Genomic DNA, 22,912 nt, shown 5'->3' on the forward strand with positions numbered 1-22,912 from the left:
CAATTCATGGTATTGAAAGGAATTCACAAGCGATGATTATCAAACCGAGAACTAGAGGCTTTATTTGCACGACGGCTCATCCGACGGGGTGCGCGGCGCAAGTCCGGCAACAAATCGATTACGTGCAAGGCAAGCCCGGCATTCAAGGTCCGCGCAAGGCGCTCGTCATCGGCGCGTCCGCCGGCTTCGGACTGGCGGCGCGCATCGTGGCCGCTTTCGGCGCGGGAGCGGCTACCGTCGGCGTCTACCGCCAAGGCGAGCGCTCCGCGGGACGGACGGCATCGGCCGGCTGGTACAATTCGGCGGCATTCGAAGCGGCGGCGCAGTCTGCCGGTCTGCCGTCTTTCAGCGTCACGGGCGACGCCTTCACCGACGAAACGAAGCAGAAAACGGTCGACCTGATCCGCGAGAAGCTCGGACAAGTCGACCTCGTCATCTATAGCGTAGCGACCGCTCGCCGCACGAACCCGCGGACGGGAGAAACGTCGAACTCGGTGTTGAAGCCGATCGGCGAGCCTTACACGAACAAGACGGTCAACTTCCATACGGGCGAAGTGAGCCCGATCACGCTCGAACCGGCGACGGAGCAAGAAATCCGCGAGACGGTCGACGTCATGGGCGGCGACGACTGGCAGCTGTGGATCGACGCGCTGCGCGAAGGCGGCGTGCTCGCGGAAGACGCGACGACGGTGTCCTTCTCCTACATCGGATCGGGAATCACGCAGGCGATCTATCGCGAGGGCTCGATCGGCCAAGCGAAGGATCATTTGGAAGCGACCGCCCGGGAGATGCACGGGCAGCTGTCGGCGACCGGCGGCCGCGCGTACGTAACGGTAGCCAAAGCGCTCGTTACCCAATCGAGCTCCGCGATTCCGGTCGTGCCGCTCTACATCTCCGCCTTGTACAAGGTCATGAAGGAGAAGGGCATTCATGAAGGCACGATCGAGCAGATGCATCGGCTGTTCGCCGATCGGCTGTACGCGGGGGGCGAAGTACCCCTCGACGAAGAAGGCCGCATTCGGATCGACGATTGGGAAATGCGGGGCGACGTGCAAGAGGAAGTGGCGCGCATCTGGAACGACATCTCGACGGACAACATCGAGCGGATCAGCGACCTGGTGGGCTACCGCCGCGAGTTCTTCCAGCTATTCGGCTTCGAGACGGACGGCGTCGACTATGAAGCCGAGGTCGATCCCCAAGTCGAGGCAACGAATGTCTTCTAGGCGCGCGGGCAGCCCGCGACGCCGGGACCGGGGTCCTGCGCGTTGACGCGCTTCACCGGCCGAGCTTCCTCAGCGGGGTTGACGCTACTCGTCGCCGTACTGTCCGGCCTGCTGTTCTATGCGATCCATATGCCGATCCCTTGGCTGCTCGGGCCGATGATCGGCGTATGCGCGTTCGCCCGGACGGCGCGCTCCGTCAAGCTGTATTGGCCCGGCACGGTCCGCAACGCGGGGCTGATCGTCGTCGGCTACGCCATCGGCATCGCGTTCACGCGGGATACGCTGACCGAGATCGCGCGGCAGCTGCCCGCGATGGTGCTCATGACGACGTTGCTGCTCGCGCTCTGCGCGCTGATCGCGTACGGCGTATCGAAGTTCGCGCGCGTGCCGTATCCGACGGCGCTGACCGGCAACGTCCCCGGCGGATTAACGCAGATGGTGGCGCTCGCGGAAGAGACGAAGGGAATCGACATGACCGTCGTCACGTTCCTGCAGACGTCCCGGCTCATGATGATCGTCGTCGCCGTTCCGCTTCTCATCTTCAGCCCGTGGCTTGGCGTTGGATCCGATACCGGACATGCGGCGGAAGCAACCGTATTGGCGGCCGAGGCTCCATGGAACGAGCTATGGCCTAACATCCTGCCCTACGCCGCGCTCTGCACGGGACTTGCGCTGATCGCCGCCAAGATCAAGTTCCCGACGGCGTACTTGCTCGCCCCTCTGATCGCCGCCGCGGGGCTCCATCTGACGGGGTTGACCGCTCCCGCGCTGCCGTCGCCGATTCTCGGCGCCGCCCAGCTTATGATCGGCTGTTACGTCGGCCTGCTGCTGAAGCCGGAGAATCTGCCGAACAAGGCGCGACTCATTCTCGCCGCCGTCGTCAGCGGAATCGCGCTAATCGCGGGTGCATGCGGCCTCAGCTACTTGTTGACCCGCTTGCACGCGATGTCGCTCCCGACGTCGCTCCTCGGCCTCGCGCCGGGCGGCATGGACCAGATGGGCATCATCGCGCACGAGATCGGCGCCGACTTGTCGATCGTCACCTGCTATCAACTCTTCCGCACGTTCTTCATCTTCTTGGCGGTCCCGCCGCTGTTGCGAGTGTTGTTCAGGTACATGGGGAAAAGGGCCAGCGGCGGCGACGTTGGCGGAGGGGTAGCAAATTAGCGGTGTGCGAGGCCCTTATTCCGGCTTACTGGCGAGGTTACTTCGATTTAGAGGCCTCCAAGGCCCTTATTCCGGCGCACTTGCGAGGTTACTCCGATTTAAGGCCTCATAGGCCCTTATTCCGGTGCACGAGCGAGGTTACTCCGATTTAGAAGCCTCCTAGGCCCTTATTCCGACGCACGAGCGAGGTTACTCCGATTTAAGGGCCTCCAAGGCCCTTATTCCGGCGGCGCGCCGGCGATAGCCCCAACATACAAAAAATGGCGGCCCGAGGTTCCTACCTCGGGCCGCCTTCTTCTTTAGGTAACTTCCTTCAACTGCTTGCGGCTGTGACCGTCCAGCGCGTTCGCGTCGGGGATCTCACATCGCCTGCCGTTCATGTCGGTCAAGATGATGCGACCGCCGCCCGGGAACAGCATATGCTCGTGCAGGTTGCGCATCATGATCCGCGTCGGCCCGAGACTCGTCTGCAAGTCCCATAGCCACATATCCGCCCGCCGCTTCACGCGATCGACGCGCGTCACCAGCGGCAGGAAATAGCGGAATCGCAGCTCGGTATCGAGCTCTTCGGCGCTCTCGGCGTCCAGTTCCCCGATATCGCGCAAGATGCCGATCTCCTCGCCCTTCACGTCCCGAATCGAGATATACTCCCTCGCGTACGTGAACGGGAAAGCTCGGAAGATCATCAGTTCCGCGTAAGACTTGCCGTGGACGACTCCCTGCAGCACGCCTCCGCTCCCCCGGCTGAAGCTCGCCAGGTCCGGATCAATCAACGCGATCTCGTAAGGATCCTTCTCCTCTTGTACGGCCGCTATTGCCTCCTCGGCCTCCGCTTCCGTCTTCCATTCGGCCTTCTCTTCGGTTTCCGGCATTAACCTTCAACCCCCTTAATCTTCGACAGCTCCCGTTGCGCGTCGACCAGCTTGCGATAGAAGCCGCCTTCGATGTCCAGCAGCTCCTCGTGCGTGCCGACCTCGACGATCTTCCCATGGTCGAGCACGACGAGCCGGTCGGCATTGCGAAGCGTGGACAGCCGGTGAGCGATCGCGAACGTCGTCCGCCCCTTGATGAGCCGCGAGATCGCCCCCTGGATCTGACGCTCCGTCTCCGTATCTACCGACGCGGTCGCCTCGTCGAGGATGAGAATGCGCGGATCGTGAATGATGGCGCGCGCGATCGACACCCGCTGCTTCTCTCCTCCCGACAACCGGTGCCCGCGTTCGCCGACGCGCGTATCGTAGCCGTCCGGCAGCTTCACGATGAAGTCGTGCGCGTTCGCGATCTTGGCGGCGCGCATGATCTCGAATGGCGTTGCGTCCGGCTTCGAATACGCGATATTCTCGGCGATCGTCCCGTCGAACAGGAACGTCTCCTGCAGCACGACGCCGATCTGCTTGCGCAGGTCGGACTGGCCGATGTCGCGCAGGTCGTTGCCGTCGATGAAGATCGCGCCTTCGTCAACGTCGTAGAACCTGCAGATCAGGTTAATGAACGTCGACTTGCCCGCTCCGGAATGGCCGACGAGTCCGATCATTTCTCCCGGCTTCACGTGAAGGTCGACGTTCTTCAGCACCGGATGGTGCTTCTCGTAGCCGTACGTCACCCTCTTGAAGGACACTTCGCCTTTCAACGCGCCGATGCGCGCCGGCTCCCGGGCGTCCGGCACTTCCGACGGCGTATCCATGATCTCGAATACCCGGTCGGCCGCGGACAGTGCGTGGCTTGCCCAGTTAATCATCTGGCTGACCCATTGCAACGGTCCGAACAGCATGCCGAGATACACGATGAGCGCCAAGAGGACGCCCAGCTGCAACTCCCCGTTCATGACCGCCGAACCGCCGTTATACCAGATGAACAGCGTGCCGACGGCGGCGATAAGAGAGAAGAACGGGAAGACGCCCTGCCAGAACCCTTCGATGCGGATGTTATTGCGCACGACGTTGCGGTTCGCATCCTCGTACCGGGACATCTCGACCGGCTCCTGACCGAACGCCTTCACGACGCGTATGCCCTGAAGCGAATCGCCGACGAGCACGTTCAGACGGAAAATCGCGCGCCACTGCTGGTACCATCTGCGTCCGATTTTCGGCCATATCACCAAAGAGAATAAGATCATGACCGGCATCGGCAACAAGGCGAACAACGTAAGCTTCCAACTGAGTCCGAACATGATCGCGAAGATCGCGATCATCTTCAGCGATTCTCCGGCGACCCAGATGACGCCGTCCGTCATGAACTGCCGCATCGCCTCCGAATCGTTGTTCACCCGGCCGATAAACTGCGACGTTTGCCTGCGGTCGAAGAACGAGAGCGACAGCCGCATGAGCGCGTTGTAGACGTCCTTGCGCAAGTCGCCCATCAGCTTGGAGCCGACCCATACGCCGATCATTCCGCGCGCCGTCTGCATCGTCGCCTGCATGAGAGCCGTAGCGCCGAGCCCGAGCACGACGAGCAGGAGCGACGTTCCGACGCCGTCAGGCTGGAGAACGTCGTCGATCATGATCTTCGTCAAATACGGCGGGATCAGCTCGACCAGCGTCGTGAGAAGCAGCAGTACCGCCGCCGCGATCATCTGCGGCCGATAAGGCTTGGCGTATCGCAGCATGCGCCCGACGACTTTGCCGCTATTCTTGCAAGCCGGGCACGTCTGCGTCCCCTCGGACAGAGGCATGCCGCAGCTCGGACAATACCGCGGCAGCTCCTTCTCCGATACCGTCGGCCTCTCTTCCGCCTTCGCCATCGCGGTCAGCAGCTTGGCGGCGAAGCCGAACGCGGACGTAAGCGCCGCGGTGTACCTCGCCAGCACGAGAGGTCCTTGCTTCGTATCGGCGATCAACGCGCCGCCCCCGACGCCGCCGACCGCGCGCGCTTCCGTCATGTCCGCGATCGCGAAGCTCGCGCAGCGCTCCCCGTCCGGTTCCCACATCGATACTTCTTCCTCCGTGATCGTAAGCCACAACGTCGCGAAACGGCCGTCTTCCCGCAAGTCCGTTTTGGTGCCGAACAAAGCATCTCCGGTTAATTGTTTCCGAATGTTATCCGGTAACTCGTTAGCTATCGACATATTCTCCTCCGCCCCAAGCGATCGTCCTTCAATGAAGAGCAAAGCCGGAATTCCCATATAGAGAAATCCGGCCATTCCCGCTTATTCCTGCTTCGTTACTTGCTCCGAATGCCCGGACCGACGAATTCGAACCGGTTCACGTTGAACAGGAAGCCGTCCCCGCCTTTGAACACGAAGTAGATATCGTGCTGTCCTTCCGGCTTCGACTGAAGCGTCGATTCGATCGTCTCCCACTTCTGCCAATCGCCCGTGCTCTTGACTTGCACGCTCGTCAACAGGGGTCCGTCGACCGCGTCGGCGCGCATCTCGATCGTGCCGCCCGCTCCCGCGGAAGACACTCTGTACCGGAGCGAATCGATGCCATGCAGATTCATCTGCTTCCACATGATCCAATCTCCGTTCTCGATGAACGCGACGCTCTTGCCGCCTCCGGTGTCTGACGTATCTTCCTCTTCGACGCCGTGCATTTCGTCGGCATGCTCGGCCTGCTTATCCTTCGAATGCAGCTTCACCGTCGCCCTGCCCGTCAACGCGGGAACCGCGCCTACTCCGTTATCCGTATACGACGCTTCGATGACGTAGAACGTATTCTCGATATTCGTGTCCGACTTGACCGTCTTGAACCCGCCCGAGCAGCCGGTATGATTCGTATCGGCGTGCACGTGCTCGTCATGGCCCAAGCTTGGCAGCAAGCCGACTTTGTCGCAATTGATCGCGCTATCCTCCGTATCCGTCGCCGAGATCGTATACGAAATCGTATCTTCCCAAGCGAAGAAGCCTCCGTTAAGCGGCGTATCGATCTTCACCTTCGGCGCATTGTTGCCGACGACGATCGTCAGGTTCGCGTTCGCCACGCCGCCTTGATCGTCTTCCACCGTCAGCTTCGCCACGAACTGCCCGTTGTCCGCGTATGTGTGGGAAGGGCTCGGTTCGGTCGAATCGACCGTGCCGTCGCTCTCGAAATCCCACTTGAACGTGAACGGATTGCCTTCCGGATCCTCGGTGCCGTCCGTTCGGAATTGAACCGCGAGCGGCCCCATGCCGTCCGTCTTGTCGGCCTCGAGCTTGATGACCGGGGACTTGTTCACGCCGCCCGTGTACTTGATCTGCACGAGCATCGCGTCGTTGTTCTCGCCCCAGCCCGTGCCGTACTCGATCAAGTACATCGTGCCGTCCGGCCCGAACGTCATATCCATCGGACGCTTGAAGTCCATGTTCGGCAGGAACGGGTTGATCTTCAGCAGGTTGCCGTCCTTGTCGAGTTTCACTTCCTTGATCCAGTTGCGGGACCATTCCATAATGAACAGCGTTCTGTCGAAGTACTTCGGGAACTTATTCTGCGATTGCAGCTCCGCGTCGAACTTGTAGATCGCGCCGGCCGACGCCGTGCGTCCGCCCGGTCCGATCTCCAGCTCCGGGAACTCCTTGCTCGCGCTGTACGGATAATAAATGAGAGCCGGCTGCGCGGGCGGCAGGTTCGCGATGCCCGTATTGTTCGGCGAGTCGTTGACGATGTTCGCGCAATCGATCTTCGTGCGGAACGCGCCCGTCAAGAAGTCGTAGTCGTTATAAGGCTTATTGTCCGCGATGCAGAACGGCCAGCCGTAGTTGCCCGCCGTCTTCGCCTGGTTGATCTCGTCGTAGCCCATCGGCCCGCGCGTGATCTTGTCCTGCCCGGCATCCGGTCCGACCTCGCCCCAGTACAGCCAGTTCGTATACGGATCCGTCGCGATCTTGAACGGATTCCGGTTGCCCATGACGTAGATTTCAGGCCGCCCTTGCGAGCCGTCCGCCGGGAATAGGTTACCTTCCGGAATGTCGTACGTACCGTCGTCCTTCGGCTTGATGCGCAGTATCTTGCCGCGCAGGTCCTGCGTGTTGCCGGACTTCCCTTGCGCGTCCCACTTGGCGCGGTCCTTCCGTTCGTCCATCGGCCCGAAGCCGTCGGATTCGAACGGGTCGGTATTGTCGCCGAGCGCGACGAACAGATTGCCTTCGGAGTCAAAGTCCAAGTCGCCGCCCGCATGGCAGCACTCCGTCCGGTCGATCGGCGTCTCGAGGATTACCTTCTCGGAGGCGGCGTCCAGTTGTCCCTCGTCTCCCATCGCGAACCGGGACAGCCGGTTCACCGGCTGATCCTTCGGCGAGTAATATAAGTACAACCAAGCATTGTCCGCGAACTTCGGATCGAGAGCGAGGCCGAGCAGACCGTCCTCGTGCTCGAAGTAGACCGGAATCTTCGCCGCCAACGTCGTCGCGGCTAGCGCCGGATCGTAGACTTTCAGGTTGCCGGACCGTTCGATGAAATACACTTTGCCGTCCGGAGCGACCTTGAGCGCCATCGGCTGGGACAAGCCCGTCTGGAGCGGGATTTTCTCGAAGGAGCCTTCGTAATCGGTCGCGGAGCAGTCGCCTTCGGCCTGTCCCGCCGCCCATTGGATCCCCCCGAGCACGTGTTGCATGAACGCCGGTTCGGCGAAGCTCTCGATCGAATGTCCGCCTCCCGTATACCAAGCGCGTCCGCCGTCGTAATTCTGGCACCACGCCGTCGGATGGTCGAAGCCCATGTTGCCGCCCTTATAGCTCTTCTCGTCCAACGTGGCGAGCACGTGTACCTTGCCCCGCGGATTGTCCTTGAAGTTATACCATTCGTCCGTGCGCGTCCATACGCCGGGCAACTCGGCCGTCGACGGATGGGAAGCGTCCGCCACGACGACGTTCGCAGATTGCGGCTCCGGATGATCCTTGAAGTACGTACCGACGAGCTCGCCGTACCAAGGCCAGTTGTATTCGGTATCCGAGGCCGAGTGAATGCCGACGTAGCCCCCGCCCGCTTGGACGTACTTCTCGAACGCGGCCTTCTGCGCCGCGTCGAGCACGTCTCCCGTCGTGCTCAGGAAGACGACCGCCGCGTATTGCGCGAGGTTCGTCTCGGTGAACGCGGAGGCGTCCTCCGTCGCGTCCACGCTAAAGTGATTATCCGAGGACATCGCCTTGATCGCCTCGATGCCAGCGGGAATCGAGTCGTGCCGGAAGCCCGCCGTCTTGGAGAAGACGAGCACCTTATAGATGAGATGGCTCTTGTCGTCCGAAGCGCGCTTCGCCTCGAACTGCTGCCAGACCAGTCCGCCCGCCGCGAGCACGCATACGATCAGAATGTAAATTAGATTGCGCCTCGTCTTGCCCGTTATGTTAAACATCGATTCTCGCCTCCATAATCTGTAAGCCCCCTGTGACACTCTTATTTAACCGCTTCCGCGGGGCCGGCGCCATGAGACGATGTTAAACTTTACTCCCGCAGGATTAGCCAAAGCCTTGAACGCCAAAAAGACCGGAAATGCCCTATTCGGCATTTCCGGTCTTCGAACCCTTTATTCACCGCGCGTTACGGAACTCCGTCGGCGTCATATCGTACTTCTTGCGGAACATCTGGGTGAAATGGCGAACGTCGTTGTAGCCGATCCGTTCCGCGATGTCCGCCAGCCGGAGCTCGGACCCGGAGAGCAGCGCCTTCGCCTGCTCGAGCCGAAGCGAAGTGACGTAATCCTTATAACCCTGCCCGGTCTTCTGCTTGAACAGCAAGCTGAAGTAGGCGGGATTCAGGAAGACGACCGACGCGATCTTCTCGAGCGACAGCTCGTCGGCGTAATGAGCTTGAATATATTGAAGCGCGATCTCGATCGCCTTGTCTCCGCCGCTCTCGATCGTCTCGAACTTGCCCAGGGCGGAAGCTTGTCGGAACTGCGCCACGACGCCCGGCACGTCGCGAATTTCCGTCAACCGGTCGGAGCTCAGCACCTGGAACGGAATCTTGAGGTAATGCTTCAAGTGCGACTTCAAGTCCGCCAGCAGCGTGCCGATCGCGTCGAGATCCTCGAGCGTAACGAGTCCGAGCAGGCTCTGCCGGTCTATCGAGATGACGAACCCGTCGCCCCGCATGTCGATCAATTCGGCCAGCACGTTCTCCACGATGAAGTGCTCCAAGTGCACGTTCTTCGTCCCCGCGTCCAGCGTGATCATGACCAAGTAATAGGACGGATGCCGCTCGGAGAACGGCTGAAGATCGACCTTGCCCAGATCGAGCCCTGCCGCGAGCCGCTGGAACACCGCTTCCCGCAGGAACTTCAGCCCGTTGCGCAGGAGCGCCCCTTCGCGGGTCGCCTCCCGCTCGCGAGCGACCTCCGCCTGCAGCGTGTCGATCAACTCGGCCAACCGCTGCTTGCCGATCGGCTTGAGCAGGTAATCCCGCGCCCCTAGCTGCACCGCCTTCTGCGCGTAAGCGAACTCGGAATGCGCCGAGATAACGACCCACTTCACGTTCGGGTACTTGCGCCGCGACACCTTCATGAATTCGAGTCCGTTCAGGCCCGGCATCAGAATGTCGGTCAGCACGATATCGATCGGCTCCCGCTCCATAATGTCCGCCGCCTCGGATGCGTCCGCGGCAGCGTGCACTTCGAACGAGGGATATTGCGCCAGAATCGTCCTGCTTACGCCTTCCCGGATGACGCTCTCGTCGTCCGCGATCAAGATCTTCATCGTATGTCACCTCTCTCCGGGACGAGCCAGACCCGGATCCGCACCGACGTGCCTTCTCCCGGAGCGCTATCCACGCTTAATCCGTAGCTTTCCCCGAACATATGCTTCAATCTTCGCTGCAAATTCGATATGCCGATGCCTCCGGAAGCTAGCGCGACATCGTCAACCGGTTCGACGGCGGCGGCCGCGGCCCCGACCGGGACGACCATCGCGTTCGGCTCCCCTCCCTGAGGCTCGAGCGATCCCCGAAGCAGCTCCAGCCGCTCCGGCGACATGCCCACGCCGTTGTCCGACACCGTAATCGTCAGGCTGTCTCCGTCCCTCGTCGCGAACACGCTCAGCTTGCCGTCCCGGCCGAGCGGCTCGAGTCCGTGCTTCACCGCGTTCTCGATGATCGGCTGAAGCGTCATTTTCGGTACCCGTACCCCGCGCCATTGTTCGTCGACGTCGATGTCGACGCTGAGCCTTCCGTGCAGCCGCAGCTCGATGATCGTCAAGTAGTGCCTGATCTGCTCCAACTCGGCGCCCAGCGTCGCTTCTTCCTCCCAATGGCTGCTGTACCGGAACATATGGGATAACGCGAGCACGACTTCGGCCAAGTTGTCGTTGCCCTTCTCGTCGAGCAGCCAGTAGATCATGTCGAGCGTGTTGTACAGAAAATGAGGATTCACCTGCGACTGGAGCGCCTGCAGCTCGGCGTTCTTCTCGCTGACGGACGATATCTTGACCTGTTCGATAAGCTCCGCGATTCTCGCCACCATGTGGTTGAACGAATCCGCCAGCTGACCGATCTCCTCGTACGACTGAATCGTCAGCACCCGGTTGAAGTTCCCCGTCTCGACCTGCTTCATCTCCCGGACGACGCGCCTGATCGGCGAGGAGATCGTGCGGGAACCCCAGATGGCGATGACGATCGACAAGCAGACGAGCGCGGCCATCACGACGATCAAATAACGTTGCATGCGCTCCAGCTCGACGTTCAGATCGGCTTTGGGCGTACGGCTGATGACCGTAAGGCCGGCGGAAGGAACGTTCGCGTTCACGATCAGCTGTCCGCCCTCGCTATACACGCCCTCGTACTGCCTCTCGATGAAGACGTCCAACTCCGCGCTTCCGGGAAGGTCCGCTCCCTCGGTGGAGGCGAGCACTTCGCCCGTCTCGGAGACGATGAAGGCATCCCCGTGCTCGCTGAGCTGCAGGTTCTCCATCGCCGACTGGATCGTGCGCGGCCTGGCCTCGAACAGCACGACGCCCGCCGGCTCGTATTGGTTCAAGTCGTAGATCAATCTCCCGAAGGCGAACACGGGCTGTTCCTGCGACGTGTCGATGATCGAGGAAGGGAACACGCCCAGCCATACCATGCGTCCCTGCGAGCCCTCCAGTTTCTTGAACCATTCCCTGCTTCGGTACTCGGGATCGATGATGTTCGAGTAATCGCCGTAGCTGATCACTTTGCCCTTCGGGGTGATAATATGGATGCCCATTAAATCTTCCCGAGAATAGTAAATAGCGCTGATCATGTTCGTGATCGAGCGCTCGTTAATGAATTCGACTGCCGGGTTGACGTCCTTCTGCGACAGCAGCCGAATGATATCCGTATTCGCACTGATGGACCTCGACAAGCTGTCGTAGCCCTTGAGCAGCAGATCGAACAAGTTGACCGTCTGCGAGCTGTTCTTCTGCGACAAGTCGGATACTTTGTCACTGAAATCGGAAGACGTCCGAGTGTAGAACAGCCCGCTGACGATCAGCAAGATCGCCGTCATGCTCACGAGGAACAACAGGAACAGCCGGGATTGAATCGTATTGTAAGTAAGCCATCGCACGACGAGCGACTCCTTCGATAGAACGTAGTCCGGGAACGGAATGACTGGCGAACACCTTGCTTAGCCTTTGACGGCGCCGGCTACCATGCCCTTCGTTATTTTATCGGAGAGGAAGAAGTACAGCAAGATGACCGGCAGCGCGCCCATGACGAGGAACGCGCCGATGCTGCCGAAGTTGACCTGGTACTGGCTCACGAACGAGTATACCCCGAACGGCAGCGTCTTGAGATCCTCGGACGAGATGAACGTCGCGGCCATGATGTATTCGTTCCAGATGTTGATGAACGTCAGGATACACACGGTTACGACCGGCGGAATCGAGATCGGAATGATAATCGACCAGAACGTCCGGTACGTGTTCGCGCCGTCGATGACGGCCGATTCCTCGATCTCGTGCGGGATTCCCTTCATGAAGCCGCTCAGGATGAATACCGCGATCGGCGTCGCGAACGCGACGTACGGCAGGATCAGCGCAAGACGCGTATCGAGAATGTGCGCGTCTCTGAACATGATCATGAGCGGCAGCAGCGTCGCTTGCATCGGAATCATCATACCGAGCAGGAAGACGAGCATGACCGCGTTGCCCCACTTGAACCGGAACCGCGTAATCGCGAACGCGACCATGGCGCTCAGCAGAATGACGAGACACATCGTGATGACGGTAATGATCACGCTGTTCGTGAGATATTGCAGGTAATGGCCGGCCTTATAAGCGCTGGAGTAGTTCTCCCAGACCGGCGACTTCGGCAAGGAGAAGAACTCGCCGCTCAGAATTTCCTCGTTCGACTTCAAGGAGTACAGGAGTAGCCACAGTAACGGGTACAACTGCGTAACGCACAGAATCGCGATCAGAACATACACGATTCCTTTTTTGATTGAATTGGACATTGCCGTGTATCTCCTCTCTAGGTGTATCTGCGCTCTACGCGATTCATAATCCCGTTAATGATTACCGTGAACACGAGACACAGAATGACGAGGAACGAAGCCATCGCGCTGCCGTAACCGTATTGCAGGGACAGGAACGAGCTGTTGTACATATGCGTCGAGATGACGTCCGTCGCGTGAGCCGGACCGCCGCCCGTCATAACCATGACCATGTCGAACGACTGCAAGGAACCGATGAACGCGAGGACAAGCGATATTTTAAAGATCGGCACGATCATCGGGAGCGTAATGTAACGGTCGGCCTTGAAGCCGTCCGCGCCGTCGATCTTCGCCGCTTCATAGATTTCGCTAGGAATGTTCTGGACGCCGGTGAACTGGATCAGCAAGTGATAGCCGAAGTACTGCCACAGCGACACGATATAGATGCTGTACATCGCAATGTCGGGATCCGTTAACCAGCCGCGCTTCCAGCTGTCGAGTCCGAGCGTGTCGAGCAAGCTGTTGAGCATGCCGCCCATCGCCTCGGGCTTGTAGATCGTGCTCCACAATTGGCCGATAATAACGACCGATAGAATAACCGGCGTGAAGTACAACGATACGAATCGATTCGGCTTGCGCAGGAACCGAACGAGCAAGATCGCCACGAAGAGGCAGATCGGAATTTCGAGCATCGAGAATACGGCGTACATCAACGTATGTCTGACCGCAGGCCAGAAGTAAGGATCGTCGAACAGCATCTTGTGCCAGTTGTCGAAGCCGACGTGCTTCGCGGTATTAATGCCGTCCCAATCGAGCGTGCCCGTGTAGAACGACACGATAATCGGAATGAATACGATGCAAATATAGAGTAACAACGCCGGTAGGATAAAGACGGCGATCGTGCGGGCAGGTACCTTCAGGACGTTCAAAGACTGTCGCCTCCTTCATAAGAAAACTCGAATGGCGAAGGGGTGCCTTAGCCCCCCTTCGCGAACATTCAAGTTGATCGATGTGTGCGGTATTGCTTATTTGTTAGCTTCGAAAGCGGTTTGGTGTTCCTTGGCAACCGCAGCCGGGTCGACTTTCTGTACGAACATGTTCTGCAGGCTGTTCAAGTGAACTTGCGATACCGCAGGCTTCATCGTGTTATCGAACGACAGGTCGCCGCCGTTGATCTTGTTGAACAGATCCGCTACGGAGATCGCCAGATCGGAGTATCCCGCTTCCTTCAGGTCGCCTACGACTTTTTGCGGTTGACCTACCGCGTTCTTCAGATCGAACTGCGTCTTAGGCTGGTTCGATGCGAAGAAGTGCAGGAAGTCTTTCGCGACGTCGATATGCTTGCTGTTCGCGGAGATCGCGAACGCCGTGCCCGGAGCGAGCATGAATTGGTTCGGGTCGCCTTTGCCGTTAACGGTAGGGAATTGGAACGCCGCCGTGTTCGGACCGGCCGTCGATGCGTCGACCGAACCCGTCTCCCACGTGCCGAGCATGTACATAGCCGCTTGACCGGATTTGTACAGGTTAGCGCCTGCGTTAACGTCGAGAGCAGTCGCGCCTTCCGGGAAAGCACCGGCTTGGATCAGCTGTTGGAACGCGTCCACGGCTTCCACGAACGCCGGATCTTCAAACGTCTTCTTGCCTTCCATGACGTCTTGCAGGAAGCCTGGGCCGTTGTTCGTGCGGAGCAGGATGTTCATGAACATGAACGAGCCGGTCCACGTGTCTTTCTCGCCGATCGCCATTGGGATGACTCCGGAAGCTTTCAGCTTCTTAACATCCTCGATCAACTCTTCGAACGTTGCGGGAGGAGCAGCGATGCCCGCTTTCGCGAACAGGTCTTTGTTGTAGTACACGACTTCGATGTTGTTGCCGTCAGGAAGCGCGTAGATGTTGTTCTCGAAGCTGTAGTAGTCGAGCAGGCCCGCTTGGTACGTGTCTTTCAGGCCATCCTTCTCGACCATGTCGTTCAGCGGAGCGAACAGGCCCGCTTCTACGAACGGTTGCATTTGAGCTGCCGGGTTTACCATCGTGATGTCGGGAATCGTCTTGGAAGCCGCTTGCGTCTTGAGCTTCTGTTTCTGTTGGTCGGTGCTCAGCGTGTCGAGCTCGATCGTAACGTTCGGGTGCTCTTTTTTGTAAGCCGCGATCGTTTGCTTCAAGCCTTTCGCCGTAGGCGTCGTTTCGTCGACGTAGATGTTCTGCAGCGTGATCGTGACTTTCTCGCCGTTATTGACTTGGCTAGCCGCAGGGCCGGAAGCAGCCGGCTCGGAAGCACCAGGAGAAGAGGTGTTATTGTTGTTCTCGTTGTCGGATCCGCATGCCGCCAAGCTGAGCGTCAGCACGGATGCCGCTGCTACTGCGCTTAGCGCTTTGAACTTGTTTGCCATTGTCTAATATCCCCCTTGCGTGAATGTATCCCTATTATGGTACAGGCTTAGGATGCCTAACAATGCGGTAACTTTATGAGTTAAGGTTCACTTTTTTTAGGTCGTAAGACGGCGAACGGTCCGCAGAACCTAAAAAAAACCACACTCCGGATCGCGGAGCGCGGCTTGTTGCTGCGGTAACCCTGCTTATCCTTAAGCGATGCCCCGCCGCGACGCGGCTGTGGTACACTGGGAGAAGCGATTTCGATGATAAAGGGGATATTGTTGCGATGAAGCTGGCGTCTTGGAACGTGAACGGATTGCGGTCTTGCGCGAACAAAGGATTCTGCGATTACGTAAAGCAGTCGGAGGCGGACATCGTCTGCGTGCAGGAGACGAAGCTGCAGGAAGGTCAGATCGAGCTGGCGCTCGGGGAGGAATTCCAGTCTTATTGGAACTACGCGGTGAAAAAAGGCTACTCCGGCACCGCCGTCTTCACGAAGCGAGAGCCGCTGTCGGTGCGCTACGGCATCGAGGACAACGAGGAGCCGGAAGGCCGGATATTGACGCTCGAGTTCGAGACGTATTTCCTAGTGACGGTGTATACGCCGAACGCGAAGAGAGATCTGTCTCGGCTGGATTATCGCATGGAGTGGGAAGATCGGTTCCGCGCTTACTTGCTGGCGCTCGACGAGGTGAAGCCCGTCGTCGTCTGCGGGGACTTGAACGTCGCCCGCGAGGACATCGACATCAAGAACGCGAAAGGCAACCGCGGCAACTCGGGCTTCACCGATGAGGAGCGGGGGAAAATGCGGGACCTGCTCGCCTCCGGTTTCGTCGATTCGTTCCGCCATCTGTATCCGGATCGCGAGGATGCCTTCACGTGGTGGTCGAATATGCCGGGCGTTCGCGCGCGGAACGTCGGGTGGCGGATCGACTACTTCCTCGTATCGGAGCGGCTGGCGCCGGCGATCGTCGAGGCGGGCATCGACGCGCACGTGCTCGGCAGCGACCATTGCCCGGTTACGGTGACTCTCGCGATCGATTGACGCGGGGGCGGGGTGGCGGGCGGCGATTTAGCGCTGTGTGGTAGCGTTATTTCGGCGCGGGCGACGGGGACGGCGATTTAGCGCTGTGTGGCAGCGTTATTTCGCCGCGGGCGACGGGTTCGGCGATTTAGCGCTGTGTGGCAGCGTTATTTTGGCACGGACGCAGGGCGCGGCAATTTAGCGTTGTGTGGTAGCGTTATTTCGGCGCGGGCGACGGGTTTGGCGATTTAGCGCTCTGTGGCAGCGTTATTTCGGTGCGGGCGCCGAGTTCGGCGATTTAGCGCTGTGTAGCAGCGTTATTTTGGCGCGGGCGCCGGGTTCGGTGATTTAGCGCTGTGTAGCAGCGTTATTTCGGTGCGGGCGCCGGGTTCGGTGATTTAGCGCTGTGTGGTAGCGTTATTTCGGCGCGGGCGCAGAGTTCGGCAATTTAGTGCTGTGTCATAACGTTACTTCGACGCGATGACTTCCGGTGGCCGCCAGCCGCCCTGCAGCTCGCGGATCGAATATCCGAAGTCCATCTGGAGATGCGGATAATCGGGGAAGCTCTCCCAGTCGCCGCCCCAGGCAAAGCCGAGCTGCTTGGCTATCGTCACGACTTCCATCCAATCGGCTTCGCCGTTGCGGTTGCCGTCGTACTCAATGTCCCAGATGGCCTTGCCTTCGGGCGTAAGCAACGCAAAGTCGATCGCAAGTCCGTAATTATGGTAAGACTCGCCGCCCTTGGCTTTCGTGACGATCGACCCTTCGTCGGTCCTGCCTTGGCGGTACAGCGCATCTTGCTCCTTGCTGCTGCGGAAGTCGTCCGAGATTAACACGTCGATGCCCTCGGCCTTGGTCAGGTCGACCAACAGATCTCGATTCGCGGCTACGACAGGATGAAGCCCCGTCACATCGGGCACCTCGCGGAACCAATTGATCGGGATCAGCCGTTCGGCGAGACCCGCTTGAATGAGAATATAGCCGACTCCAACCGTAAGCAGCGCTCGCGTCAGCCATCGAACATGCCGGTTGGCGCGCTTCCTCGCGGCTGTCGCCGGAACGCGTAACGGCTTCGGATTCGGAGCAGGGATCATATCGGGCATACAAGTACCTCACTTATTCTCTATTTCGCGTGCGACTCTCGCACTCTATCAATAGCATATCCACTCTATCGATAATTATAAGATACCGACACCGCCGCAGAAAGCGACAAAGGTTGGGTACGCTACTAGACTGGAAACCAGGTACTCGCTCGCACCGCGCTATTTCCACCAACTTCCGCCCTATTGCCTGCGTAACTCGATACCACCGCGCTATCCTCACCCGCAACTTCCGAATCGCCACCGTAACTCGCCCGCACCGCGCTACTCCCTCCCGCCACCGACCACTCGCCGCCCCCCAAACTAAAGAAGCCGCCCCGAGTCCCCTCGAGACAGCCTCTTCGGCTACTTACCTTCATTGCTTCCGACCCGTGTAGATGTGGATCGCATCCCGCAGGAACGCCGCCGTGCCCGGCTGCTCCTTGTCGTAGTACGCCGTGAACCGCTCGTCGTCGACGTACATCTGGGCGAGGTTCGCGTGCGCTTCCGGGTTGTATTCGTTCCAGTGGAACATCAACCAACGCTTGTGCATGTCCGCCGCCCGCTGCGCCAGTTCGCCCGCCGGGTCGTTCGTGCGGAGCGCCTCAGCCAGCGTCTTCGCTACGTCTTCGCCGAGCTTCGTCATCTCGTTGTACTTCTCTTCGCTCATGCCTTGCAGCTTGGCGTTCGACTTATTCACGGCGTCTTCGCCGTACTTCTCCCGGATTTCCTTACCGTACTTCTGCTCATTCTCGTCGATCAGCTTCTGCTTGAACCCTTCGAACTTCTCTTGGTCGCTCATCGTCACTCTTCCTTCCGTTAGCGCGATCGTCTTCTCCACGTTCGCAATGAGTTGATCGAGCTGCCTTCTCCTCTCGAGAAGCTGCTCGCGATGCTCCTTCATGGCGGCGGTTCCGTCGAACGACGGATGGGTCACGAGCTCCTTGATCGTATCCAGCGGGACGCCGAGCTCGCGATAGAACATGATCTGCTGCAGTCGCTCGACTTCCTTCGCGCCGTAGATCCGGTAACCCGACGAGTTCGTTCTGGCCGGCTTCAGAATATCGATCCCGTCGTAATACCGAAGCGTGCGCGTGCTGATTCCCGCTAGCTGCGCCAATTTCTGCACCGTGTACTCCATGTCATCACCCCCTGAACTAACGGTACACCTTGACGCAACGTCAATGTCAAACGCTAATTTCGAATTTTTTCTTAACGATAATTCAGCTCGAATTATTCGTCCTTTTCCTTGCGACCGAACGAAATTTGATTAGGCAGATTCTCGACGTCCAATCCTTGATAAATCTCCGATAAGTTTGGAACGTTCTCCTTGGTAAGAATAATTCCCTGAAGCACATCGCCTATAATTCGCAAATCATCTTCGCTATACGAAGTCATATCGCTCGCGGAGATTCGAACCGTCTTGCCCAAGAATCGCGATAACCCGGTAACGAGTTGTTCCCGCTCCCCGCTTGTTAAGCTCTCATAGCGCGATACGATCAGTTCCATTGCGCTCATTCAGACACCTCCGTCACAGCTCCAACGTATCCTTCACCAAGAGCCCGTTATAGCCCGCCACCCCGTCCAGCTTCTCCGTCTCCAACGTCCCCAAGTCGTGAATCTCCCACTCGTCGCCGTCTAGCTTCAACGCGACTTCCAGATGCGCGGCCAAGCCGATCGCATACCAGAGGTTGAGCGTGAAAGTGAACCGGATCGTGTCGGGCGATACGTATCGGCTATCGATCGGCGTCCACGTGAACGCGCGAGACGGATTGCCGTCCGCCTTGGCTTTCGCGAAGTCGGCCTGCATTCGCTTGAGACCCGGATTGCGCAGCGCCTGCCGCGAAAATAACCCCTTCAGCCGTTCCGCATCTACCACGGCTCCCGCGTCCACGCCCTCCGTCAGGCCGAGCTCCTGTTCGATCAACTCCGTATAACGAGTCGTAATGCCCAGCAGGCGGTTGTACTCGTCGGATAGATCCGTCACGCTTACGACCGTCAGCGTTCGCTCCGCCAGGTTCGGCGATAACCGGAGCTCGCGGCTGCCGCTCGCGATCGTCCGGACGACGAGTTCTTCCCCGTCGCGCGCGACCGGTATATTGACGTCGATCGGGAGGATCGCGCTCTCTTGCCTTCCCGCTCCGGCCATCTCGTAGACGAATGTCAGCGGGAACGCCTCGCCCTTCTCCGTGACCGCGTATGCCAGCGTCTCCCGAATCCCTCCGTCGTAACCTTGGCTGAACCGATAATCCCGAGGCCGGAACAAGACGATATCGAAGCCGTCCATCTCGTAGCTGGCCATGGAACCGATGGAACCTTCCAGCATCAGCGTTACCCCTTCGAGCTTCGGCAGCTCCAGGCGCTTCCCGCCCTTGGTCGCGAACGTCATCCGATAATCGCCGTGGAAGTCCGACGCTCCCCCGTCCCTCATAGAAGCTTCTCCCGGCTCCGCGCGCAGCTCGATCGTCCCGAATCGCGTTACGCCACGGGCGCGCAGCGCCCGATCATCCCCGATCTTCACATGCTCGCCGCCATTCGTCCACCACTCGCTCGTGCCCTGCTGCTCCGCGAACGAAGCCGGAATCGCGGGCAGTCTCGTTGCCCCGGCGACCGCTTCCTTCACGATCGGCACGTAGTCGATTCGATGTTCATAACGCCGCGTATAGATCAACCACTTCCCCTCGTATACGTTCGGCGTCGCGAAGATCATTTCTCCGTTACGTGCCTCGCCCGAATCGCCGTCGACAAGCTGCCACGACCGGTCGCCAGTCTGCCAGGCGAACACATCGCTCGTCTCTTCCGACCGAAGCTGCACGTACAACGCATCTCCATCGTAGATCGGGGCCGCTTCCGGCTGCGGTTGCCAGATCAGCTTCTTTTCCCGATTGGCCAAGAGGAATGGCACCGGATAGGAGTAGCCGTAGAACAGATTCCGGCGCACGATCTCGGGCTGAGCCAGCTCGCCCGGGTCGTTCGTCGTCTTGTAATCCGTCAGCTCGCCCGTCTCGATATCGAGCAACTTATAGGTAACGTCGGTCTTGGTCGGGTCGCCTGTTTCTTGCGGAGTCGCGCGATAATATTCCAGCCACACCCGGCCATCGTCGGCCCAGCCGTATACGTTCATGCGAAGCTTCGAACCCGCCGGCGGTTCGATCGTCCGATACGCGATTCCGTCCCGATCGTAGAAAGTCACTGCCTCCGCGTACAGCCGATATCCGTTGTCGAATTGAATGCCCACGGCCCGCTCCCGCGCCCCGAACTCCAAGTAAAAGAAGCTGCCGTCCGGATTCCAGTCGATGCCCGGCTCCATGAGTATGGTATCCTCTTGGAACCCGAACGACGACAGCGACACTCCTGTATCCGTATCGACGACTTTGAAATTGCTCTTGTATTTCTCCTGATAGACGAATCGCGATAAGTCCGGCGACGGATAGACGAGCTCGCGGGGCGGCGTGCTGCCCGGATCGCCGTAAGCAGGGTACGCCGTCTGCAACGCATGGACCGCGCCGCTTCCGACGTCGATCGTCCATACGCGCCCTTGGTGGCTGGCCAGCATGATCGACCCGGCCCCCTCGCCGTTCGCCTTCGCGTAATGCGACCCGATCAGGAAGTCGTCGCCGCTTGACTGATCCTTCATATCGAGTTCCCAGAATGCCTTCGTCACCATAGCGACTTCGCCGTTCCCGACGTCGAGCGTGGCCAGATCGAAGGTAGCCACCCCCTCCATCTCTGACTGCTTAACGAACAGTAGGCGCCTGTCGTCGATAAAATAGAACGGAACGGCTCCGATCATGCGCGCGTTGGACACTTCATAGAGCGGATACGACCGGACCGACTTCTCGTCCGGACGGACGACGACCGCATCGATTCCGATCATCGTCGACCCGTACCCCTCATCGCCGCCGTACCGGAGCAAGGCATGAACGACCGCCTGCTTCGTCTCGGCTGTCGCGACGACTTCCGTAGCCTGTTCGGAATCGAATTGAAGCTGCCATCCGCGCTGCGCCGCATCAACGATCTTAATCGTTAACCCCGGTAATCGTTCCACCGCCGGTTCGCCCTTAGGAGCGGGCGACGGCGAAGCGATCGCGGATGGACTCGCCGAAGCCGGCGCGTTCGCGGGCTCCTCCTCTTCCCGCGGCGAATAGAATAGCGATGCCGCAATGACAATTAGAGCGATCCCAAGCAATATCGCAATGCCGCCTAACCAGGCAGTCGCCCTTTTGGACATTCGTGAGCCTCCATCCATTTTTTCCCTAGATACCTATTAGACGTGAGCAAGCCCGAAATCGTTGCTGCCCCCGGTTATATTCCTTGACTGGAATATTAAGATGGGAGTATAGTTAAGCCATGAACACAGCTACTTTGAGCGCTCTCGCAGAGCCCAACCGGTTACACATCGTCGAGCTGTTGCGAACCGGCCCTCGACCTGTCGGCGAAATCGCCGACGAGCTTCGCCTGCATCAACCGCAGGTCTCCAAGCATCTTCGCGTCTTGAGCGACGCCGGCCTCGTCGAGGTTCGGCCGATCGCCCAGCGGCGCATCTATCAGCTTCGTCCGCAGCCTTTTCGGGAGCTGGATACATGGATCGAATCGTTCCGACGCTTATGGGAGGAGCGCTTCGACCGGCTGGACGACTACTTGCAGGTGCTGCAGGCGCAAGCTCCGAGCGACGGAAGCAACGAATAACGCGCAACAACGGGAACGTTCGCGATATCCGCGAATCGACCACACGGACCGCCAAGGAGGACCGAGCGCACCGATCGAATCCGAGTACGACGAACAAGACCACCGGCGCCTTCGCGCGCGGTGGTCTTGTTCCGTTCTATTCCTACGAGCTCTATGAGCTCAAGTCTCCTGCGTCTCCTTGCCTAGCAACAGCTCCACGAAGCCATTGAACGCCGCCGACCGCCACTTCTTCTTCGCGTAGATAAGCTGAGAGTAGAATCGGCACGCCGGATCCTTGAACGGAACCGCGACGAGCAGCCCTTGCCGGACGGAAGGCTCCGCCGTGATGCGGGGCAACAGCGCGACGCCAAGCCCGTACGTGACGCATTGCTTGATCGCTTCGAGATTGCCGAACTCGTAGGCCAGCCTATGGTTGATCTGCCCGGCCTTCAACACGCGAAGCAGCATTGCCCGGTACGTGCAGCCGTCCTCGGTCAAGATCAGCGATTCGTTCTCCAGATGCTCCGCCCGAATCTCGTTCATGCCGGCGAACCGGTGCTCCGGATGCGCGATGATGACGAGCTCTTCTTCCCGCAGAATCTCGGTATGAAGCTCCGGATCGGAGAAAGGCGGATCGAGGATAAGGCCGACGTCGAGCGCGCCTTCCTTGACCTGGTCGATAATGAACGGCTCGTTCCCGGGATGCAACGTTACGTTAACGTCCGGAAACAGCCGCCGGTACGCTTGCAAGCGAGGAGGCAAGTAGAACGCCGCCAACGTCTCGATCGTGCCGACCGACAGCGTCCCCTTCGACTGCTTCGAGACGACTTCCCGCGACTCGTCGTGCAGCCGCGCGAGCTGTTCCGCGTAAGGCAACAACGCTTCGCCGGCCATCGTCAGCTTCATGCCCCTGCCTTGCCTCTCCAGCAACACCGCGCCGTATGCTTCTTCGAGCTTCTGGATCTGCGTCGTCACGCTCGACTGCGCGTATCCGAGCGACTCCGCCGCCTTCGTGTAGCTGCCGGTCCTGACGACTTCGCGGAAGGTTCTTAAGTACGTTAACTCCATTATTCCGCCCCCTC

17 protein-coding genes are annotated in these 22,912 nt (G+C 59.4%); 4 read left to right on the top strand and 13 right to left on the bottom strand.

Annotation, left to right across the window (positions count from 1 at the left end):
* Positions 1-32 precede the first annotated feature (32 nt).
* Positions 33-1,223, top strand: coding sequence for an enoyl-ACP reductase FabV (fabV, locus tag ACFQZG_RS23875; RefSeq protein ID WP_378157155.1), 1,191 nt, complete (start codon positions 33-35; stop codon positions 1,221-1,223).
* Positions 1,224-1,265: 42 nt separating this feature from the next.
* The gene (locus ACFQZG_RS23880; RefSeq protein ID WP_378157156.1) at positions 1,266-2,390 is read left to right on the top strand and encodes an AbrB family transcriptional regulator; all 1,125 of its coding nucleotides are present in this window, start codon (positions 1,266-1,268) and stop codon (positions 2,388-2,390) included.
* 299 nt (positions 2,391-2,689) lie between these two features.
* Here the strand turns inward: ACFQZG_RS23880 and ACFQZG_RS23885 are convergent, their stop codons facing one another.
* From ACFQZG_RS23885 to ACFQZG_RS23920, 8 genes are all read right to left on the bottom strand, one after another.
* Positions 2,690-3,262: a DUF1854 domain-containing protein gene (locus ACFQZG_RS23885; protein WP_378157158.1), complete on the bottom strand. Its 573-nt coding sequence runs from the start codon at positions 3,260-3,262 to the stop codon at positions 2,690-2,692.
* Positions 3,262-5,454 (bottom strand): ABC transporter transmembrane domain-containing protein, encoded by a 2,193-nt coding sequence (locus ACFQZG_RS23890; protein WP_378157160.1) that lies wholly within the window; start codon positions 5,452-5,454, stop codon positions 3,262-3,264. The genes ACFQZG_RS23885 and ACFQZG_RS23890 overlap by 1 nt, the downstream gene beginning before the upstream one ends.
* 95 nt (positions 5,455-5,549) lie before the next feature.
* Complete coding sequence (locus tag ACFQZG_RS23895) at positions 5,550-8,654, bottom strand: ThuA domain-containing protein (RefSeq protein WP_378157162.1); 3,105 nt, start codon at positions 8,652-8,654, stop codon at positions 5,550-5,552.
* Positions 8,655-8,829: 175 nt separating this feature from the next.
* Entirely contained in the window at positions 8,830-9,993 is a 1,164-nt protein-coding gene (locus ACFQZG_RS23900; protein WP_378157164.1) for a response regulator, read from the bottom strand.
* Entirely contained in the window at positions 9,990-11,819 is a 1,830-nt protein-coding gene (locus tag ACFQZG_RS23905; RefSeq protein WP_378157166.1) for a cache domain-containing sensor histidine kinase, read from the bottom strand. The genes ACFQZG_RS23900 and ACFQZG_RS23905 overlap by 4 nt, the downstream gene beginning before the upstream one ends.
* A 60-nt stretch (positions 11,820-11,879) precedes the next feature.
* A complete protein-coding gene (locus ACFQZG_RS23910) occupies positions 11,880-12,707 on the bottom strand; it encodes a carbohydrate ABC transporter permease (protein WP_378157168.1) in 828 nt (275 codons plus the stop codon).
* Between the two features lie 17 nt (positions 12,708-12,724).
* Positions 12,725-13,615, bottom strand: coding sequence for a carbohydrate ABC transporter permease (locus ACFQZG_RS23915; RefSeq protein ID WP_378157170.1), 891 nt, complete (start codon positions 13,613-13,615; stop codon positions 12,725-12,727).
* Positions 13,616-13,711: 96 nt separating this feature from the next.
* Positions 13,712-15,076, bottom strand: a complete 1,365-nt coding sequence (locus ACFQZG_RS23920; protein ID WP_378157172.1) for an extracellular solute-binding protein — start codon at positions 15,074-15,076, stop codon at positions 13,712-13,714.
* 269 nt (positions 15,077-15,345) lie between these two features.
* Between ACFQZG_RS23920 and ACFQZG_RS23925 the strand changes: the two genes are divergently transcribed.
* Positions 15,346-16,104 (top strand): exodeoxyribonuclease III, encoded by a 759-nt coding sequence (locus ACFQZG_RS23925; protein WP_378157174.1) that lies wholly within the window; start codon positions 15,346-15,348, stop codon positions 16,102-16,104.
* A 446-nt stretch (positions 16,105-16,550) separates the two neighbouring features.
* On the opposite strand, the gene ACFQZG_RS23930 is transcribed toward ACFQZG_RS23925, so the two are convergent.
* From ACFQZG_RS23930 to ACFQZG_RS23945, 4 genes are all read right to left on the bottom strand, one after another.
* Positions 16,551-17,186: a M15 family metallopeptidase gene (locus ACFQZG_RS23930; protein ID WP_378157176.1), complete on the bottom strand. Its 636-nt coding sequence runs from the start codon at positions 17,184-17,186 to the stop codon at positions 16,551-16,553.
* A 352-nt stretch (positions 17,187-17,538) separates the two neighbouring features.
* Positions 17,539-18,303 carry a MerR family transcriptional regulator gene (locus ACFQZG_RS23935; protein ID WP_378157178.1) on the bottom strand — a complete coding sequence of 255 codons (765 nt, stop codon included), beginning with the start codon at positions 18,301-18,303 and terminating at the stop codon, positions 17,539-17,541.
* A 92-nt stretch (positions 18,304-18,395) separates the two neighbouring features.
* Complete coding sequence (locus ACFQZG_RS23940) at positions 18,396-18,671, bottom strand: hypothetical protein (RefSeq protein WP_378157179.1); 276 nt, start codon at positions 18,669-18,671, stop codon at positions 18,396-18,398.
* Between the two features lie 22 nt (positions 18,672-18,693).
* On the bottom strand, positions 18,694-21,393 hold the full coding sequence (locus ACFQZG_RS23945; protein WP_378157181.1) for a hypothetical protein: 2,700 nt from the start codon (positions 21,391-21,393) through the stop codon (positions 18,694-18,696).
* Between the two features lie 119 nt (positions 21,394-21,512).
* Between ACFQZG_RS23945 and ACFQZG_RS23950 the strand changes: the two genes are divergently transcribed.
* Entirely contained in the window at positions 21,513-21,851 is a 339-nt protein-coding gene (locus tag ACFQZG_RS23950) for an ArsR/SmtB family transcription factor (protein ID WP_378157182.1), read from the top strand.
* 159 nt (positions 21,852-22,010) lie between these two features.
* Here ACFQZG_RS23950 and ACFQZG_RS23955 read toward each other — a convergent pair whose 3' ends face one another.
* Entirely contained in the window at positions 22,011-22,898 is an 888-nt protein-coding gene (locus ACFQZG_RS23955; RefSeq protein ID WP_378157184.1) for a LysR family transcriptional regulator, read from the bottom strand.
* Between the last annotated feature and the right edge of the window lie 14 nt (positions 22,899-22,912).

The sequence above is a fragment of the Cohnella sp. GCM10027633 genome (genome assembly GCF_042675445.1).
GTDB lineage: Bacteria > Bacillota > Bacilli > Paenibacillales > Paenibacillaceae > Cohnella.

Excerpts from the sequence above, each read along its gene's own strand:
- ACFQZG_RS23900 (WP_378157164.1), bottom strand. The coding sequence starts at position 9,993 with ATGAAGATCTTGATCGCGGACGACGAGAGCGTCATCCGGGAAGGCGTA.
- ACFQZG_RS23945 (WP_378157181.1), bottom strand. The coding sequence starts at position 21,393 with ATGTCCAAAAGGGCGACTGCCTGGTTAGGCGGCATTGCGATATTGCTT.
- ACFQZG_RS23890 (WP_378157160.1), bottom strand. The coding sequence starts at position 5,454 with ATGTCGATAGCTAACGAGTTACCGGATAACATTCGGAAACAATTAACC.
- ACFQZG_RS23950 (WP_378157182.1), top strand. The coding sequence starts at position 21,513 with ATGAACACAGCTACTTTGAGCGCTCTCGCAGAGCCCAACCGGTTACAC.
- ACFQZG_RS23935 (WP_378157178.1), bottom strand. The coding sequence starts at position 18,303 with ATGGAGTACACGGTGCAGAAATTGGCGCAGCTAGCGGGAATCAGCACG.
- ACFQZG_RS23885 (WP_378157158.1), bottom strand. The coding sequence starts at position 3,262 with ATGCCGGAAACCGAAGAGAAGGCCGAATGGAAGACGGAAGCGGAGGCC.
- ACFQZG_RS23910 (WP_378157168.1), bottom strand. The coding sequence starts at position 12,707 with ATGTCCAATTCAATCAAAAAAGGAATCGTGTATGTTCTGATCGCGATT.
- ACFQZG_RS23925 (WP_378157174.1), top strand. The coding sequence starts at position 15,346 with ATGAAGCTGGCGTCTTGGAACGTGAACGGATTGCGGTCTTGCGCGAAC.
- ACFQZG_RS23940 (WP_378157179.1), bottom strand. The coding sequence starts at position 18,671 with ATGGAACTGATCGTATCGCGCTATGAGAGCTTAACAAGCGGGGAGCGG.
- ACFQZG_RS23955 (WP_378157184.1), bottom strand. The coding sequence starts at position 22,898 with ATGGAGTTAACGTACTTAAGAACCTTCCGCGAAGTCGTCAGGACCGGC.
- fabV (WP_378157155.1), top strand. The coding sequence starts at position 33 with ATGATTATCAAACCGAGAACTAGAGGCTTTATTTGCACGACGGCTCAT.
- ACFQZG_RS23920 (WP_378157172.1), bottom strand. The coding sequence starts at position 15,076 with ATGGCAAACAAGTTCAAAGCGCTAAGCGCAGTAGCAGCGGCATCCGTG.
- ACFQZG_RS23930 (WP_378157176.1), bottom strand. The coding sequence starts at position 17,186 with ATGCCCGATATGATCCCTGCTCCGAATCCGAAGCCGTTACGCGTTCCG.
- ACFQZG_RS23895 (WP_378157162.1), bottom strand. The coding sequence starts at position 8,654 with ATGTTTAACATAACGGGCAAGACGAGGCGCAATCTAATTTACATTCTG.